The following is a 16,529-nucleotide window of genomic DNA, read 5'->3' on the forward strand; positions in this document are numbered from 1 at the left end:
CAAAGACCACTGAAAATTCAGTGGTCTCTTTAAACTTAATTTTGTTCATGCTCTTCCTTTAATATGGAGTAAATTTTTAAATCTTTATGTTCTCCTTTAACAAACATCGATTTTCTGAGGATGCCCTCAAAAGTCATGCCCGATTTTTGCATAACCCGCTCTGAACCAAAATTTTCTACAAAACATCGTGCTTGAATACGAGTAAGGTCCATATGTTCAAAGCCGAAAGAAATCACTTGCTTTGCTGCTTCCGTCATCATCCCTTTCCCCCAATGTTCATGAGAAAGGGCATATCCGATTTCAGCTGTTTTATGTTTTGTGTCCCATGTTATAAAATCGATGGTTCCAATGAATTTTTTATTTTCTTTGTCTACGATGCCCCAAGGAGAAAGTTGATGAGCTTTATATCTTTTTAATGAGAAGTCGATAAAGGCTTTCGTATCTTCAATCGTTTTGTGTGTATCCCACACTAAATATTTTGTAACTTCATCATTAGAACAATAATGAAACATTTCTTCTAAGTCATCGAGAGTTATTTTTCGAAGGATTAGACGTTCTGTTTCCAATATTGGGAGATCACTATAAATATCTTTTATTTTCATGACATCGCCTCTTCTCCAATTAAGTTAATAGTAATTATAAACGATTCGATGTCATCTACAAAGATGGTAGTTACTAAATTTTAACAAAATTATATTTATAAAAAGATTAAAACTCTAGTGCTCTTCTCAAATCATGGATATAAGACTGACTAACGGGTAGTTCTTCTCCATTTTTAAGTTCAACAACAAAGTTTGACGTTAAGTCTCGAGAGATTTTTTTTATATAGTAAATATTTAATATATAGGATCGATGAATGCGCAAAAAATATTCTGGAAGTTTAGTTTGGAGTTCCTTTAATGTCATATTTGATTTAAATTGTTCATTGTCGGTGTAAAACCAAGTTCGTTTTTGCAGACTTTCAATATAGGATATTTGCTTAACGGGGATAGGAGTCCAATCTTCATCTCGTTTCCCAGTTAAAAATTTAAAGGATTGTTGTTTTTCCGGAAAATATGTGGAAGGCAAAATAATAATTAAGGCAGCGTCTTGTTGATCAATCGTAATAGGATATCCCATTGTATAATAGGGTACTCCAAGGGTGGACGCATCAAGTACCAATTCAGTTTTTTTACGATGCTTCAGGACTTGTGCGGCAATGCTATCTGGATGAACATATTCCCCCGTTTTTAAATGAATATGATGAATGCTAGGACAATAGTAAATATACGTATTATCCGTTGCAATGGCTAAAGATGCATCCTTTGGTAGCCAATCTTCTAAAATAAGTTTGAATTGCTCTAAGCCCTCTTTAGATACATTCAAATTTCCTATTTTCATATTTAGAATCCCCCTAAGTGTTATAACTAAATCTAAATACTTCATCACGAATTAATACCAGTTCATCCCAAATTCTAAAGGTTTCGTCAGAAAATAATGAAAAATAAAATACTCTGTTATATATTAATTTACATCAAATACTTCTGTTATGGAACAGTAAATTCAAAAAATTTTTAACAGATTGTATTTAAACAAAGGGGAAGGTGTGAATATTCATGTCAACAAGACAAGAAAAAATTGAAGCTATAAAAAAGGATTGGGCAGAAAACCCACGCTGGAAAGGGATTGAAAGAACATATACTGCTGAAGAAGTTGTAAAATTACAAGGTTCTGTAGTAATTGAACAAACTTTAGCCAAAAGAGGTGCGGCTCGTCTTTGGAAGTCATTGCATGAAGAAGACTTTATTAATGCTTTAGGTGCGTTAACTGGTAACCAAGCGGTACAACAAGTAAAGGCTGGTTTGAAAGCGATTTATTTATCTGGATGGCAAGTAGCTGCAGATGCGAACCTTGCTGGCCAAATGTACCCTGACCAATCATTATATCCAGCTAACTCAGTGCCTCAAGTTATAAAACGTATTAATCAAGCGTTACAAAGAGCAGATCAAATTGATCATGCAGAAGGGCGAAATGATGGCTTCGACTGGTTTGCACCAATTGTTGCAGATGCAGAGGCTGGATTCGGCGGACCTTTAAATGTGTTCGAACTTGTAAAATCAATGGTTGAAGCGGGTGCTGCTGGCGTTCATTTAGAGGACCAGCTTGCTTCTGAGAAAAAATGCGGTCACCTTGGCGGGAAAGTATTACTTCCTACTCAAAACGCTGTTCGTAATTTGATTGCTGCTCGTCTTGCAATGGACGTAATGGGAGTAGATACAATTTTAATTGCACGTACAGATGCCGATGCTGCGGACATGGTAACTAGTGATATTGACCCTCGAGATGCAGAATTTATTACAGGGGAACGTACGCCAGAAGGATTCTTCCGTACGAAAGCAGGCATTAAGCAAGCAATTGCCCGCGGTTTAGCGTACGCACCGTATGCGGATTTAATTTGGTGTGAAACTTCCAATCCATCTTTAGAAGAAGCTCGTCAATTTGCAGAAGGGATTCATGCGAAATTCCCAGGCAAAATGTTAGCTTACAACTGTTCACCTTCCTTTAACTGGAAAGCGAAACTGTCAGATAAAGAAATTGCAGAATTCCAACGCGAGATTGCGAAAATGGGCTATAAATTCCAATTCGTTACATTAGCTGGTTTCCATTCACTTAATAAATCGATGTTTGAACTTGCATTAGACTATAAAGATAATGGTATGGCTGCATACTCAAAACTTCAACAGGCGGAGTTTGATTTAGAAGCGAAGGGCTATACAGCTACAAAACATCAACGTGAAGTAGGTACTGGTTACTTTGATGAAGTGTCACAAACAATTTCTGGTGGTACATCGTCAACAACTGCAATGGCGGGATCTACAGAAGCAGAACAATTCGTATAATACGAATGTTTGAAATTTGCCTAGGCATGATTTGAATAATGTTATTTATATAAGGGTGGGGATTTTGAAAATGGAACAGGCAACATCACAAAAGCTTAAAATTGTTGGGGAACTAACAGAACAAGCAAAGGAAATTTTAACGCCTGAGGCACTTGAATTCATTGTTTCACTTCATGATAAGTTTAATGGGCGACGAAAGGAATTATTAGAAAAACGGAATGAAAGGCAAAAGCGACTTGATGGGGGTGAGCAACTAGAATTTTTACGAGAAACAGAGGAAATTCGTCAAGGAGATTGGACAATTGCCCCCCTTCCAAAAGATTTACAAGATCGTCGTGTAGAAATTACTGGGCCGGCAGTAGACCGCAAAATGGTTATTAATGCATTAAACTCTGGTGCCAAAATGTTTATGGCATGTTTTGAAGATGCATCGACGCCAACATGGGAAAACATGATTGCTGGTCAAATTAATATGCGGGATTCCGTCCGTCGTACTATTGAGTTTACCCAAGAATCGAATGGGAAAACGTATAAACTTAATGAACAAACCGCTGTTCTTTTAGTTCGGCCGCGTGGTTTGCATTTACTTGAAAAAAATGTACTCGTTGATGGGGAACCTATGTCCGGTAGCTTCTTTGACTTTGGCTTGTATTTCTTCCATAACGTAAAAGAATTATTGGCTAACGGATCCGGTCCATACTTTTACTTACCGAAGCTTGAAAGTCATTTAGAGGCAAGACTTTGGAACGATGTGTTTGTTTATGCCCAACAATATTTAAATATTCCACAAGGTACAATTAAAGCAACTGTATTAATTGAAACAATCGTTGCTGCCTTTGAAATGGACGAAATTTTATATGAACTGCGGGAGCATTCAGCAGGACTAAATTGTGGTCGTTGGGATTATATTTTCAGCTTTATTAAACGATTACGAAATCAGCCGGATGTTGTTTTGCCAGACCGTGGTCAAGTAACAATGACCGTTCCGTTTATGAAGGCTTATACATCCTTATGTATTCAAACTTGCCATAAACGGAATGCCCCTGCGATGGGCGGTATGGCAGCCCAAATTCCGGTGAAAAATGACGAAGAGGCGAATAAACTTGCCTTTGCAAAAGTTGCGGAAGATAAACGTCGTGAAGCAACGGATGGTCATGATGGTACTTGGGTTGCTCATCCAGGGTTAGTTCCGGTTGCCATGGAACAATTCGATGCGATTATGAAAACACCGAATCAAATTGATAAAAAACGTGAAGATGTTAAAGTAACGGCAGAGGATCTTGTTGCCGTACCAAAAGGTACAATTACAGAAGAAGGTCTTCGTATCAATTGTAGTGTAGGTGTACAATATATTGCATCATGGTTACGAGGAAATGGTGCTGCACCTATTAATAATTTAATGGAAGATGCAGCAACTGCTGAGATTTCCCGTACCCAAGTATGGCAATGGATTCGTCATGAAAAGGGAATTTTAGAAGATGGACGTAAAGTGACATTGGAGTTAACACTGGAAGTATTAAATGAAGAGCTTGCAAAAATTAAAGAAGCTGTTGGGAAACAGGCTTATAACAGTGGTCGTTACGAAGAGGCGGCGGAACTGTTTAAAACTTTAATCGAGCAAGACGAGTTTATTGAATTTCTAACTTTACCGGGTTATGAAAAAATAAGCTAATTTACAAAAGGGATGAAAAGGTTGCCTCCTTTATTTATTCCTTCGTTCTAAGGGGATTATATATAAATTAATTGTTCGACATGGGGATGGGTGTCTTACTAGTGTAATAGCTAGTAAGACATTCTTTTTGTTTTAAAGAAGGGAAATCATCGATTATTGGAGAAAAGGTTAAGGATAGAAAAACGTACATAAAGGGAAGGTGTCACATGAAAAATAAGGAATTGCTTTTAGTGCCAGGACCAACACCGGTTATAGATGAGATTTATGATGCTTTAGCGAATGAAACTAGGGGACATACGGATCCTCGGTTTGTAGCAATTTATAAAAATGCTATTGAACAGACGAAACAGTTGCTTCAAACCGATGGGGAGGTATTTATTGTTGCAGGATCAGGAACTTTGGCAATGGAAATGGCAATCGTTAATACGATTGGAAAAGGAGAAAGACTACTTGTAATAAGCCATGGTTATTTTGGTGATCGATTTAAACCTTTAGCAAAAGCTTATGGAATTGAAGTAGATGTGTTGCAAGCAGAGTGGGGCAAGCAAGTGGATCCATTACTTGTAGAGGAAACATTGACACAAAAAGAATATAAAGCGGTAACAATTACGCATGCAGATACTTCGACGGGGGTTCTTTCAGACTTAGACATCCTCGTACCATTAATTAAAAAAACAGGTGCCTTAGTTATATTGGATGGAGTAGTTGCTACGGCTGCCCTTGATGAGAATATGAGTAAGTCTTATGGTGGAAATGCAGAATATAAGATTGATATTGTATTAACTGGATCCCAAAAAGCGATTGGTATTCCACCGGGTCTTGCGATCATAGCTTTCAATCAAACAGCCTTAAAAGCAAGGGATGCCTTAGGCGAAGTAGCTGCCTACTATTGTGATATAAAGAATTGGATCCCTATTATGCAAGATCCATCGAAATATTTCGCAACGCCACCAGTAAACTTAATTTATGCATACCAAAAGGCAATGGATATAGTGCTAGAAGAAGGAATAAAACAAAGGGAGCAACGTCATATTGCTTTTGGGCGAGGGATACGTGCTGCCCTACGTACGTTCGGTATGAAACCTTTAGCTAATGAAGAAGTGTCAGCCCCTACTTTAAGTTGTATTTTATATCCTGAAGGGGTAGATGATGTAGCTTTTCGAACGTTACTTTCCCATAAAGGAATTATTGTCGCTGGAGCTTTGGCCCACTTAGCAGGCAAAGCTTTCCGCATTGGTCATATGGGGAATACAACTGCGGAAATGCTAGAACAAGCAATTCGAAGCGTAGGGGAAGTATTGCATGAGCTAGGGGTGGAAGTAAATCAAGAACTAGCTCTACAGTCGTTTAAAGAGGAACTGTTATTGATTGGACAAACCCATTAAAAATAAAAAACTCGAGTATTTTAGTATACTCGAGTTTTTATGATGGTTAAAGATGACGATTATTTACTTTCGTTATAAGCATTTAAGAATTCTGCAACCTTTTCTTTATCTGCTTCAAGTTTTAAGCCAGTATCAATTAATGGCGATACTGTTGAAACAGCTGGACGCTTATTACCTTGATAGTAAGTGATAAATTCTTCTTGGTTTATTGAGTAAAGAATAGCTTTACGTAAATCAGCTGAATCTGAAACTTCACGACCTGATGTGTTGAATTGTAAGTACGATACCGCGTTACTATCAGCTTGGTTTAAAGTTAAGTTTTTATCTGAAGTAACGACATCGTATTTCGTTTCTGGTACGGATTGAAGTACATGAATTTCCCCATTACGTAATGCGGATAATGCACTATCGTTATCATCAATAAAGCGTACAGAAATATTCGTAATCTTTGGTTCATATTCACTACCTACTCGGTAAGCAGGATTTTTCACGAATGTTGCTTCATAATCATTCTTTTTCACTAAAATGTATGGGCCGCTCGCATATAAATGGTTGTTATATGAGTCGCCTTCTGTCACAGTTGCTTGGTCACCATAGGCAACATCTTTCTTTGGATCATAGTTTGCTACGTCATAAGTATTAATACTTGAAACTTGCTTTTCAGAAACGATGCCACCGGATTGGTGAGCTAAATAGTTTAATACTTGTGGGAATGGGTTAGGCGTTGTAATTTTAACCACTTGGTATTTCCCTGAGGCATTATCAACTTCCTCTTTTGAATCGACTAATTCTGTTACTGGTGCTGGTAAACCTTTTGATAAAGCATCTAAAATTGTTTCGTCAGAACCTGCAACTTTTCCATTTTGTAATTCAGCTAAATCCGTCACTATTTCAACAGTTTCAATATTTTCATGAATACTATATGTGCGGTGGTCTGGAACTGAGTTTGGATCTTTTGCGCGGTTTAAAGAGAACACAACATCTTCCGCTGATACAAGCTCTTTCGTGTCAACTGCTGTTCCGTTTTCTACCTTTGCAAAGTTAATATCATCACGTAAAATGAAGTAAAATTCAGAGTTGCCATCTGCCATTACGTGGTTGTAAGATAATGAACCATCTGAAACGACTTTATCATCATCCGTTAAGTTTACTAAACGTACATACATGTTTGTATTTAATGTATTGATAGAACCGTCATTCCCTTTAATAGGATCAAGAGAAGTAAGCGTTGAAATTGCTTGATGTAATACGAGCGTTTCGCTTTCGTTTAGAGACTCATCATTAAAAGAAATGGATTCCCATACTTGTGCACGGGATTTAGGAAGACGAACCGTTTCAGGATTTACTTCCGCTGAATAAATACCTTGTGCTTTATTCGAAATATATAGGGGGGCAATATAAGCTTGATCAAATACTAAAAGTTGTTCAAGCTCTTTATAAGCTTCTTTTGCTTCATCGCCAGTTAATGTACTTGCTTTATCGATTAATTCATCTAATTTTGAATCACTAACAACACTGTAGTCTCCGCCTGTTTTGAATAAACCACGCACAGCATAGTCAGGGTTACCTGTTACTGTAGTCCAACTAGATAGAGCGACATCGTAGTTACCAGCGTCTTTTTGAGCTGAAAAAGAACCATAATCCGGTTGAATATTTAACACTACATCAAAGCCGTTTTTCGTTAATTGGTCACGTAAAATATTTATATCATTTTCGTTTGAAGCCATTCCTAAAATTTCAACAGATGGTTTTTCACCAGAAGTCGATGTATCAGCATCTCCTCCACCTTCAACATCCTTTTTCGTTTGTACACAGCCTGCAAGAGCGAGAACTGCTACAAGTAAAAGGGCAAATAGTCTTTTCATATGAACCTCCAAAAAATAGTTTTTTAATTTGTTTTAGGGTCTAATGCATCACGTAAACCATCACCAAAGAAGTTAAATGATAGTACGAGTAACATAATGCAAACCCCAGGGGAAATTGCTAAATATGAATGGGTTTCAAGGTAAGTGCTACCGATTTTTAAAATATTCCCCCATTCGGGAATATGTGGTTCTACTCCTAAGCCGAGGAAACTTAAGCTGCTTGTTGAAATGACAGCTCCACCTATTGTTAAAGTTGCTTTTACAATCATCGGTGCTAACGAGTTAGGTACGATATGTTTAAAAATAATCGAACTATCGGAGGCTCCTAACGCTCTAGCGGATTCTACAAACTCATAGTTAGAGATTTGCATCACGGTTGCACGCATTGTACGTGCATAAGTAGGGATCGAACCAACGCTAAGGGCGATAATTAAATTCACAGTATTTGCACCGAACGCAGCGATAATGGCAATCGCTAATAAAATTCCAGGGATAGCATATAAAATATCTAACAAACGCATGATGATGTTATCCGTTTTCTTGCCATAATAACCTGAAAGTGCGCCAAGTGTTCCTCCAATAACAGCTGGAATAACGGTAGCGGAAAAACCAACAATTAATGAAATTTGGGCCCCAAATACAATCCTTGAAAATAAATCACGACCGAAGTCATCAGTTCCAAGGGGATATTCAAGGGTGGGTGTTTGCAAAATAGCACTATAATTATTTTCAGTTGCAAAATCATAGTCAAAGGTCCAAGGACTTATAACGGATAATGAAAACATAAAAATAATAAAAAACAGACCAAATACAGCCATAGAATTACTTAAAATTTTTCGCCACATTTTTTGCCATTTTTCAATGGAAGAAGCATCTTTATTACGTGCTTTTTTGATTAGTCCAATTCCTAATAGAAAGGAAAATAAGTTCCCAGTTAATAATGGGAATAATAGAACAATCCCAATAGGTAACATCCATTTAGGGGCAAAGGTTGAACTTACAAGGTTGGCAACGAGTACAAGCATAAATCCATAGAAAATCGTTAGAGCAATAAATAGACTGATAGCTAATAAAAATGAATCAACGACATAAGGTTTAAATAGATTAAGAGCGGAAATGCCAATAATCAGAATTTGAGTTAAAAAAGCGTAAATGGCGAAAATATATTCCGGCGTCTTATTTTTTGTTATAAGTGTAAATCCGTAGCTACTCGAAAAAATATTCCCTACCAGTATCGTGAATATTAAAGGGATACCGAGTAATCGGGTACGCTTTTGAATTTCTCTACTAGTTGCTAAGTCTCTTTTTATCTGTTTCGAAATAAACCAAACATATAAAGTGGTTAAGAGATAAATAAGGAATAGAGTTAAAACGATAGGTCGAACGGTTTGGCTATTAAAATTAAAACTGTAAAGAAAAAACAAGAATGAAAAAATAGCAGAAAAGGATAATGTAAAATGAGCATTTCCATATTCCTGTGTTATTTTTAAAAGCAGTTTTACATTTGAGATGACCTTCACATTACCCCTCCTTTTTCATTTTTGAGCGAATTCGTGGATCAAAGAATGCATAAGTAATGTCAATGATTAAGTTAACGATGGATATCGTAATAGCGATATAAACAACACCACCTAAAATGGCAGGGATGTCTGGGATGAATTGTTTATCAACGATATAGCTTCCAATCCCACTAATATTAAAGACTTTCTCTGTTACGGAAGCACCGCCTAGCATTCCTCCAAACAAGAGCCCAATAACAGTAATAATCGGAATCATCGCATTTCGAATCGCATGTTGGAAAACGACTTTTCGTTCATTTAATCCCTTTGCTTTTGCTGTAATAATGTAATCTTCATGTATGACTTCTAGCATTGAAGAACGCGTCATTCGAGCGATGGACGCTGTTAAGGATGTTCCAAGAACAACGACTGGCAATACGAGTGATAACCAGTTTTGTGGATTATACGTTGCAGGGAACCAATTAAGCTCTAAAGAGAACGTTAAAATAAATATCAATCCTTGCCAAAAAGCAGGGATGGAAAGCCCAATTAGCGCCAAAATCATAAAAGAATAGTCTAAAAATGAGTTTGGACGGATAGCTGAAATGATGCCAACTGGTATGGCAATGATAATGGACATCAAAAGTGAAAATACAGCAATTTCGAGTGTGACAGGAAACTTATTTGCAATACTAGCCATAATATCTTCTTTTCCTGCAAAGGAAGTTCCTAAGTCGAAAGTAAATAGTCCAGAAAGGGAATGCCATAATTGAACGAAATAAGGTTGATCTAAGCCATAAAGTTGATTAAAGTTTTCAATTTGTTCTGGAGTTGCTTCGACTCCAAGAATATTTCGAGCCGGATCTAATGGTGAAATATAAAGAATCGTAAAAACAAGTGTTGCTACACCTAATATAACGAAAAGAGTTTGGATGACCCGTTCAAAAATGAATTGTACGAACGGATTACTATAAAGAAGTAAAAAACTATACATCAATAGCCCAGGTATAGCAGAAACAATTAAAAATTTTTTATTTTGTAAGAGATGGATAAAGAAATTTTGATACGTATATTCCTCTAATCCTAATAAGTCCACTTGTTTTTCTACTTCTTTTTGAAGCTTCTCTTGTACAAGCAGATCAACGTTCTTATTTATTTGTTCCTTTGATAAAGATTCATGAAAGAAGGAAGCTTTTCTATTTTCCTGTTCCAAAAATTGTTGCTTCCATGCTTCAACGTGTCCCTTAGAAACAATTTCCTGTTTACTGATTTCATAAGCTTTTCTGTAAGGCTGTTGGTATTGTTCTTTTTTCAAATGGAATAGGATGAACGTTACGATATGTACTGGCAGCCCGAGTATAAATAAAAGCATCAAATAGCTTCTTCTATTCGATAGTTTTTTAAAGGTACTGTCAAAAATGGATGTTGTTTTGGAAGAATGGGTAATTCCCTTTTGATTCATTGAAGTCCTCCTTTCTCGAAGAATATAAATATCTTTATCTTGAAATAAACGAATTACCATATTAAACTATTCCTAGTGGTATAGTATGATATGAGTAAATGATTGTCAATAAAATTTATTTTTATAAAGGATGATAAAAATGAACAATACAATATTAGAGGTGAATAACCTCCGTGTTTCATTTATCGTCGACGATAAGGAGTTTGAAGCGGTTAAAGGTGTAAGTTTTCATGTCAATAAAGGGGAGACAGTCGGAATCGTAGGTGAGTCTGGAAGTGGAAAAAGTGTTACGGCCCGCTCTATTATGCGCTTACTTCCATCCCCACCTAGTTTCTTAAAGTCTGGTGAAATCCATTTCCGAGGAAAAAATTTAGTTGAACAGTCCGAAAAGGAAATGGAATCTGTTCGAGGTCAACATATTAGTATGATTTTTCAAGACCCGATGACGTCTTTAAACCCAACTATTCGAATCGGCGAACAAATTTCAGAAAGTTTAAAAAAACACCAACAAGTCTCTAAAAATGAAGCATATAAAAAAACAATTGAATTGTTAGAGCTAGTAGGAATTAAAAATAGTGAAAAACGCTACACACAATATCCTCATGAGTTTTCTGGGGGGATGAGACAACGGGCAATGATTGCGATGGCATTAGCATGTAATCCTTCATTGCTTATTGCAGATGAACCAACAACCGCATTAGACGTTACAATCCAAGCGCAAATCTTATCACTAATGAAAAGTATGCAGGAGCGTTTAGGCACATCTATTATTTTAATTACTCATGATTTAGGTGTAGTAGCTGGAATGTGCGACCGAGTGATTGTAATGAAGGAAGGAGAAATTGTTGAAGAGGGAACGACGGAAGAAATTTTCAACAATCCTCAACATCCCTATACACAACGTTTATTGAATGCACTTCCAAAACTCCATGAAAAAAAGGAACCAAAAAAAGCACCTTTAAATAATATGGACTTTAATTTATCTAAGCCTCTTCTCGAAATACAATCATTAAAAAAACATTTTGATCTTGGCCAAGGGGAAATAGTAAAAGCGGTAGATGATTTATCCTTTGAAATTTACCCTGGAGAAACATTAGGCTTAGTAGGAGAATCCGGTTCGGGTAAATCAACAACAGGACGTACTATTTTGCAATTGCATGAACCGACAGACGGAGATGTTTTATACAAAGGGATTCCGATTACACGTTTATCTAAAAAACAATTAAAAACGATGAGAAGACATATGCAAATTATTTTCCAAGATCCCTATTCTTCCTTAAACCCGCGGAAAAAAGTGTTGGATATTATAGGAGAAGCATTAGATCTTCACGGACTTGTGAAAAATAAGGAAGAGCGGAGAGAGCGGGTAGAGGAGTTGCTTGAACTAGTAGGTTTAAATAAAGCCCATGCTAGCCGTTATCCCCATGAGTTTTCCGGTGGTCAACGCCAACGGATTGGAATTGCTAGAGCTTTAGCTGTAGAGCCAGACTTTATTGTCTGCGATGAACCGTTATCTGCTCTTGATGTATCGATTCAGAAGCAAATTGTCGATTTATTAAAAGATTTACAACATCGATTAGGATTAACTTATTTATTTATTGCCCATGATTTGTCGATGGTCAAACATATAAGTGATCGAGTGGCAGTTATGTATGGTGGGAAAATTGTCGAGTTAGCGGAAAGTGAAGAGTTGTATTCCAATCCTCAGCACCCTTACACAAAGAGCCTTTTACAATCGATACCGATTCCGGACCCAGGTATTGAAAAGAAAAAGAAGCGTCTTTTAGATAAAGAGTCGAGTGCAAATAAATACGATGTCCAAAATACTGTATTAAAAGAAATAGTTCCAAGTCATTGGGTAGCAGTGCCTCGACATGAATTATAAAAATAGAAATCTCTTTGAACGCGGAATATGTTCAAAGGGATTTTTCATTTCTTTGACAGTTATATTACGAAATTTATAAAAATATATTGTATGATAGTAGGAATAAACAATTCCATAGGGAAAGGGCTGTTAAAATGAGCGACCAAACGATAAAAAAATCCATTCAAATATCCCAAAAGAAAATGGAAGCAGATTTTATTTTAAAAAATGCTTATGTTGCAGATGTCTTTTCTCTATGTTGGAGAAGGGCAAATATCGTTGTAGCAGAGGGGAAAATTATAGCCCTTGATGAGAAAGACGAGTTTACAGCATCCGTTATAGAAGACGCAGAAGGGAAATACGTAATTCCAGGATTAATCGATGCACACATTCATATTGAATCTTCAATGTTAACTCCATCCCAATTCAGCGAAATTTTATTACCCCATGGTATTACTTCTGTTATTACTGATCCTCACGAAATCGTCAATGTTTCAGGATCTAAAGGAATGGAATACATGTTAGAAGATGCAGAAAATGCGAAAATGGACATTTATTTCATGTTGCCTTCCAGTGTTCCAAGTACTTCTTTTGAAAATTCTGGAGCGGTCATGAAAGCAAAGGATTTAGTACCCTTTTTGCAACATGAACGAGTCCTTGGCCTTGCAGAAGTAATGGACTTTCCGGCCGTTCTAGAAACGGATTCGGACATGCTAGATAAGTTAAGCCTTGTTCAAAAGGCAAATAAACTTATTGATGGCCATGGAGCTGGCTTAAATAGAGAACAACTTCGAGGCTATCGCGCTGCAGGTATTCAAACAGATCATGAATGTGTAACGGCAGCAGAAGCACGGGAACGAATTAAACAAGGTATGTATGTACTGATGAGAGAAGGTTCGGCTGCAAAAAATTTAGTGGATTTATTGCCAGCTGTCACACCTGCCAATGCGCGACGTTTTGCCTTTTGTACAGATGATAAACATTTGGATGAACTAATGGAAGAGGGCAGTATTAATTTTGCCGTGTCCCTTGCGATTAAACAGGGTATGACCCCACTACAAGCAATTCAAATTGCCACATTAAATGCAGCAGAGTGTTACCGCCTCTATGATAGAGGGGCTATTGCAGAAGGATATGTTGCTGACCTTGTCATGCTAGAGGATTTACAAACGATGGAAATTGCTACGGTATGGAAAAATGGGGTGAAGGTTGCCGAAAAAGGTAAAGCATTCCAGAAGGAAAAAAAGAAAACAACGGTCGGTCAAACAATTCTCCAATCCGTCCATATTCCAAAACTAACTGAAAAAGATTTGGCCATAACATTTAGTAAAGGAAATAGAGCAAATGTTATCGAAATTATACCAAATCAAATTATAACGAAGCATATTGAAAAAGAAGTAGATATTGAAAATGGTTATTTTGTTCCTTCTATTGAAAAGGACTTATTAAAAATTGCAGTCATCGAGCGTCATCATTCTCTCGGTACAAAAGGATTAGCAATTGTTCATGGGTTCGGTTTGCAAAAGGGAGCAGTAGCGACTACAGTTGCCCATGATTCTCATAACGCAATTGTTGTTGGGACAAATGATCAAGATATGCTTGTAGCCCTTGAAGCATTACAGGCGATGCAAGGTGGGCTTGTTGTAGTAGATGAGGGGGAAGTAATCGGGTCCCTTGCATTACCTATAGCTGGTCTTATGACTTCATTAAATGCAGAAGAAGCTGTGAAGAAGCTGGAGGATATACATAAGGCACTTCACGACATTCATTCAGATTTACACTTTCACTTCTTTTTAACTTTATCTTTCTTAAGTTTGCCAGTTATTCCTGAGCTAAAATTAACGGATACGGGGTTATTTAATGTGAGGACTTTCCAACACATCCCGGTTGAAATTGTTTAGCAAAACACGTCGAAAAAGCTTGTTTAATTAGAGAGTTTGTTCTTTAGGGAACAATCTTTTACACTCCTTGGACAAGATACTATAATAGATATGTAAGCATTCCTTCCTTTTAAAAGGATCCTATAATGATTCCAAGTAATAGACTTTAAAAGATTTTTCGTACTAACTGATTAGTACTACAAAAGGAACTACTATTTTTTATAGGGAGTATTCTTTTATGTAGTACTTTTTTAATTAATTGGTAATGATAGTACTATGGAAAAACAATAGGTTATCGTTTTTAGAGGAGGAAGTTAAATTGGAGGAAAACTTACAGTTAGAAACAACCATTAGAGGAAAAGAAAAATACTATTCACCAAATAAATTTTTGAATAAAGTTAAAAAGTACGGTATGAATTTAGGCTTTAGAGTTTTATACGGTGTTGCCATATTATATTGTGCTTTGAAAAGTCCGGATATGCCTAAAGAGCATAAACTGATGATTTTAGGAGTGCTTGGATACTTTATCTTACCTATTGACCTTATTGCAGATATTTTACCAACTGTAGGTTTGGCTGACGATATTGTCATTATTACAAAAGCGATTTCCGTTATTTATTCTTCCATTACAGATGAAATGAAAGAAGAAGCCCATGAACTATTAAAGAACATTTTTGGCGAAAAATACGAACCAAGTATTGAATATGAAATCTAACATTTCGTAATGCCAGGAAGTTGAAATCATGTAGAGGTGATTGTACTTTGTTAAAACGAATAACATTTCTCGTCATTGCCATCGTACTGATTAAGCCGATATATGATTTCGGCTCCCAATGGTACGACGATGTGATGCAATTTTTAAATAATCATGAAGTGAAAATTGAAGATGCAAGTTTTGAAGTTTTATCTTCTGTTTCTTCTGCGAAAGAAACCCTTGTAAATACAGCGGCCAATGCACTAACTACGGTAGACGTTGAATTGCCTAATAGTGTTCAAACGACGGAAGAGTTAGCTGATAGTTTCTATTATTACTTAAGCCGTTGGGAAACGAATTTTGAAATTCACTATGTTGGTAGTACAGCAGATATTGAAAACATTATTCAAAAAGCAATCGATGATGCAGCAAGTCGTGATCAATATATTTTTGGCCATTTGGCTGAGCGCACAATCAAATATGAATATAGCAGCCTTGATGCTAAGATAAAGGTGCATCAAACGTATTTAACAAATCCAGCCCAAGAGGACGTTGTAAATGAAAAAGTAGCAAGCATTCTTTCAACCGTGGATGCGGAATCAATGTCGGATTTCCAAAAGGTGAAATTTGTTAATGATTATATTGTAAAAAATACGGAATATAGTACAAACACGGCAGCCAGTCCCCATAGTGCATACGCAGTAATACAAGAAAATAAAGGAGTTTGCCAAGGGTATGCGCTGCTAGCTTTAAAAATGCTACAAGCATTAGGTGTTGAAACAAAATATGTTGTCGGTGAAGTATATACTGGAGGACATGCATGGAATTTAGTAAAGGTTGATGGTGAATGGTACCACCTTGATACAACGTGGAATGACCCGACACCAGACCGGAAAAATATCGTCCGTTACGAGTATTTTTTAGTGAATGATGATAAATTAAAGCTTGACCATACATGGATCCACTCCGATTACCCAGAAGCGAAAAGTTCCAAGTTTGAGTTTATGGCACAAATCGATCACGCCTATGAGCAGGATGGGGTTATCTATTATAGTAATGTAGATGACAATAATTTGTTGTATCGAATGGATTTAAATACTGGTGAGACGGCGCCATTAACAAATAGCCGTGCCCAATACATTGTAGGAGCTGGTGAATGGATATATTTTAGTAATTATTCCAATGGCGCCTATTTAACGAAAATCCGAACGGACGGCTCGGATGAATCTACTTTATATCGGGGAGAAGTCGATAATTTATTTGTAGAAGATGGATATTTATATTTCTCTACAGAGGAAGGCTTGAAAAAATTGGAGTTATAAAATAGAG

At 36.7% G+C, this 16,529-nt stretch carries 12 protein-coding genes; 7 read left to right on the forward strand and 5 right to left on the reverse strand.

Annotated elements, in window-relative coordinates; genetic code table 11:
* Positions 1 to 35 precede the first annotated feature (35 nt).
* On the reverse strand, positions 36 to 602 hold the full coding sequence (locus MHH69_RS00005) for a GNAT family N-acetyltransferase (RefSeq protein ID WP_122973711.1): 567 nt from the start codon (positions 600 to 602) through the stop codon (positions 36 to 38).
* A gap of 106 nt (positions 603 to 708) precedes the next feature.
* On the reverse strand, positions 709 to 1,380 hold the full coding sequence (locus tag MHH69_RS00010; protein WP_122973712.1) for a LytR/AlgR family response regulator transcription factor: 672 nt from the start codon (positions 1,378 to 1,380) through the stop codon (positions 709 to 711).
* A gap of 215 nt (positions 1,381 to 1,595) precedes the next feature.
* Here MHH69_RS00010 and aceA point away from each other — a divergent pair, with 215 nt between their 5' ends.
* The 3 genes from aceA to MHH69_RS00025 all read left to right on the forward strand — a co-directional run bounded on the left by aceA (position 1,596) and on the right by MHH69_RS00025 (position 5,936).
* Complete coding sequence (aceA, locus tag MHH69_RS00015) at positions 1,596 to 2,879, forward strand: isocitrate lyase (protein ID WP_341361414.1); 1,284 nt, start codon at positions 1,596 to 1,598, stop codon at positions 2,877 to 2,879.
* A 70-nt stretch (positions 2,880 to 2,949) separates the two neighbouring features.
* Positions 2,950 to 4,551, forward strand: a complete 1,602-nt coding sequence (aceB, locus tag MHH69_RS00020; RefSeq protein WP_122973714.1) for a malate synthase A — start codon at positions 2,950 to 2,952, stop codon at positions 4,549 to 4,551.
* A gap of 206 nt (positions 4,552 to 4,757) precedes the next feature.
* Positions 4,758 to 5,936, forward strand: a complete 1,179-nt coding sequence (locus MHH69_RS00025; RefSeq protein WP_122973715.1) for a pyridoxal-phosphate-dependent aminotransferase family protein — start codon at positions 4,758 to 4,760, stop codon at positions 5,934 to 5,936.
* A gap of 59 nt (positions 5,937 to 5,995) precedes the next feature.
* On the opposite strand, the gene MHH69_RS00030 is transcribed toward MHH69_RS00025, so the two are convergent.
* The 3 genes from MHH69_RS00030 to MHH69_RS00040 are packed head-to-tail and all read right to left on the reverse strand — an operon-like array spanning position 5,996 to position 10,762.
* Positions 5,996 to 7,801, reverse strand: a complete 1,806-nt coding sequence (locus tag MHH69_RS00030) for an ABC transporter substrate-binding protein (RefSeq protein WP_341361415.1) — start codon at positions 7,799 to 7,801, stop codon at positions 5,996 to 5,998.
* A gap of 23 nt (positions 7,802 to 7,824) precedes the next feature.
* A complete protein-coding gene (locus MHH69_RS00035; RefSeq protein ID WP_122972685.1) occupies positions 7,825 to 9,321 on the reverse strand; it encodes an ABC transporter permease in 1,497 nt (498 codons plus the stop codon).
* A 1-nt stretch (position 9,322) separates the two neighbouring features.
* Positions 9,323 to 10,762: an ABC transporter permease gene (locus MHH69_RS00040; protein WP_122972686.1), complete on the reverse strand. Its 1,440-nt coding sequence runs from the start codon at positions 10,760 to 10,762 to the stop codon at positions 9,323 to 9,325.
* A 139-nt stretch (positions 10,763 to 10,901) separates the two neighbouring features.
* On the opposite strand from MHH69_RS00040, the gene MHH69_RS00045 reads away from it, so the two are divergent.
* The 4 genes from MHH69_RS00045 to MHH69_RS00060 all read left to right on the forward strand — a co-directional run bounded on the left by MHH69_RS00045 (position 10,902) and on the right by MHH69_RS00060 (position 16,522).
* Complete coding sequence (locus MHH69_RS00045) at positions 10,902 to 12,647, forward strand: ABC transporter ATP-binding protein (protein WP_341361416.1); 1,746 nt, start codon at positions 10,902 to 10,904, stop codon at positions 12,645 to 12,647.
* A 134-nt stretch (positions 12,648 to 12,781) separates the two neighbouring features.
* Entirely contained in the window at positions 12,782 to 14,527 is a 1,746-nt protein-coding gene (gene ade, locus MHH69_RS00050) for an adenine deaminase (RefSeq protein WP_341361417.1), read from the forward strand.
* 298 nt (positions 14,528 to 14,825) lie between these two features.
* On the forward strand, positions 14,826 to 15,221 hold the full coding sequence (locus MHH69_RS00055; protein ID WP_241559345.1) for a YkvA family protein: 396 nt from the start codon (positions 14,826 to 14,828) through the stop codon (positions 15,219 to 15,221).
* Positions 15,222 to 15,268: 47 nt separating this feature from the next.
* Positions 15,269 to 16,522 (forward strand): DUF5050 domain-containing protein, encoded by a 1,254-nt coding sequence (locus tag MHH69_RS00060; RefSeq protein ID WP_341361418.1) that lies wholly within the window; start codon positions 15,269 to 15,271, stop codon positions 16,520 to 16,522.
* The last annotated feature ends 7 nt before the right edge of the window (positions 16,523 to 16,529 follow it).

Origin of the sequence: Ureibacillus sp. FSL E2-3493 (assembly GCF_038077515.1) — a bacterium.
Taxonomy (GTDB): domain Bacteria; phylum Bacillota; class Bacilli; order Bacillales_A; family Planococcaceae; genus Ureibacillus; species Ureibacillus halotolerans.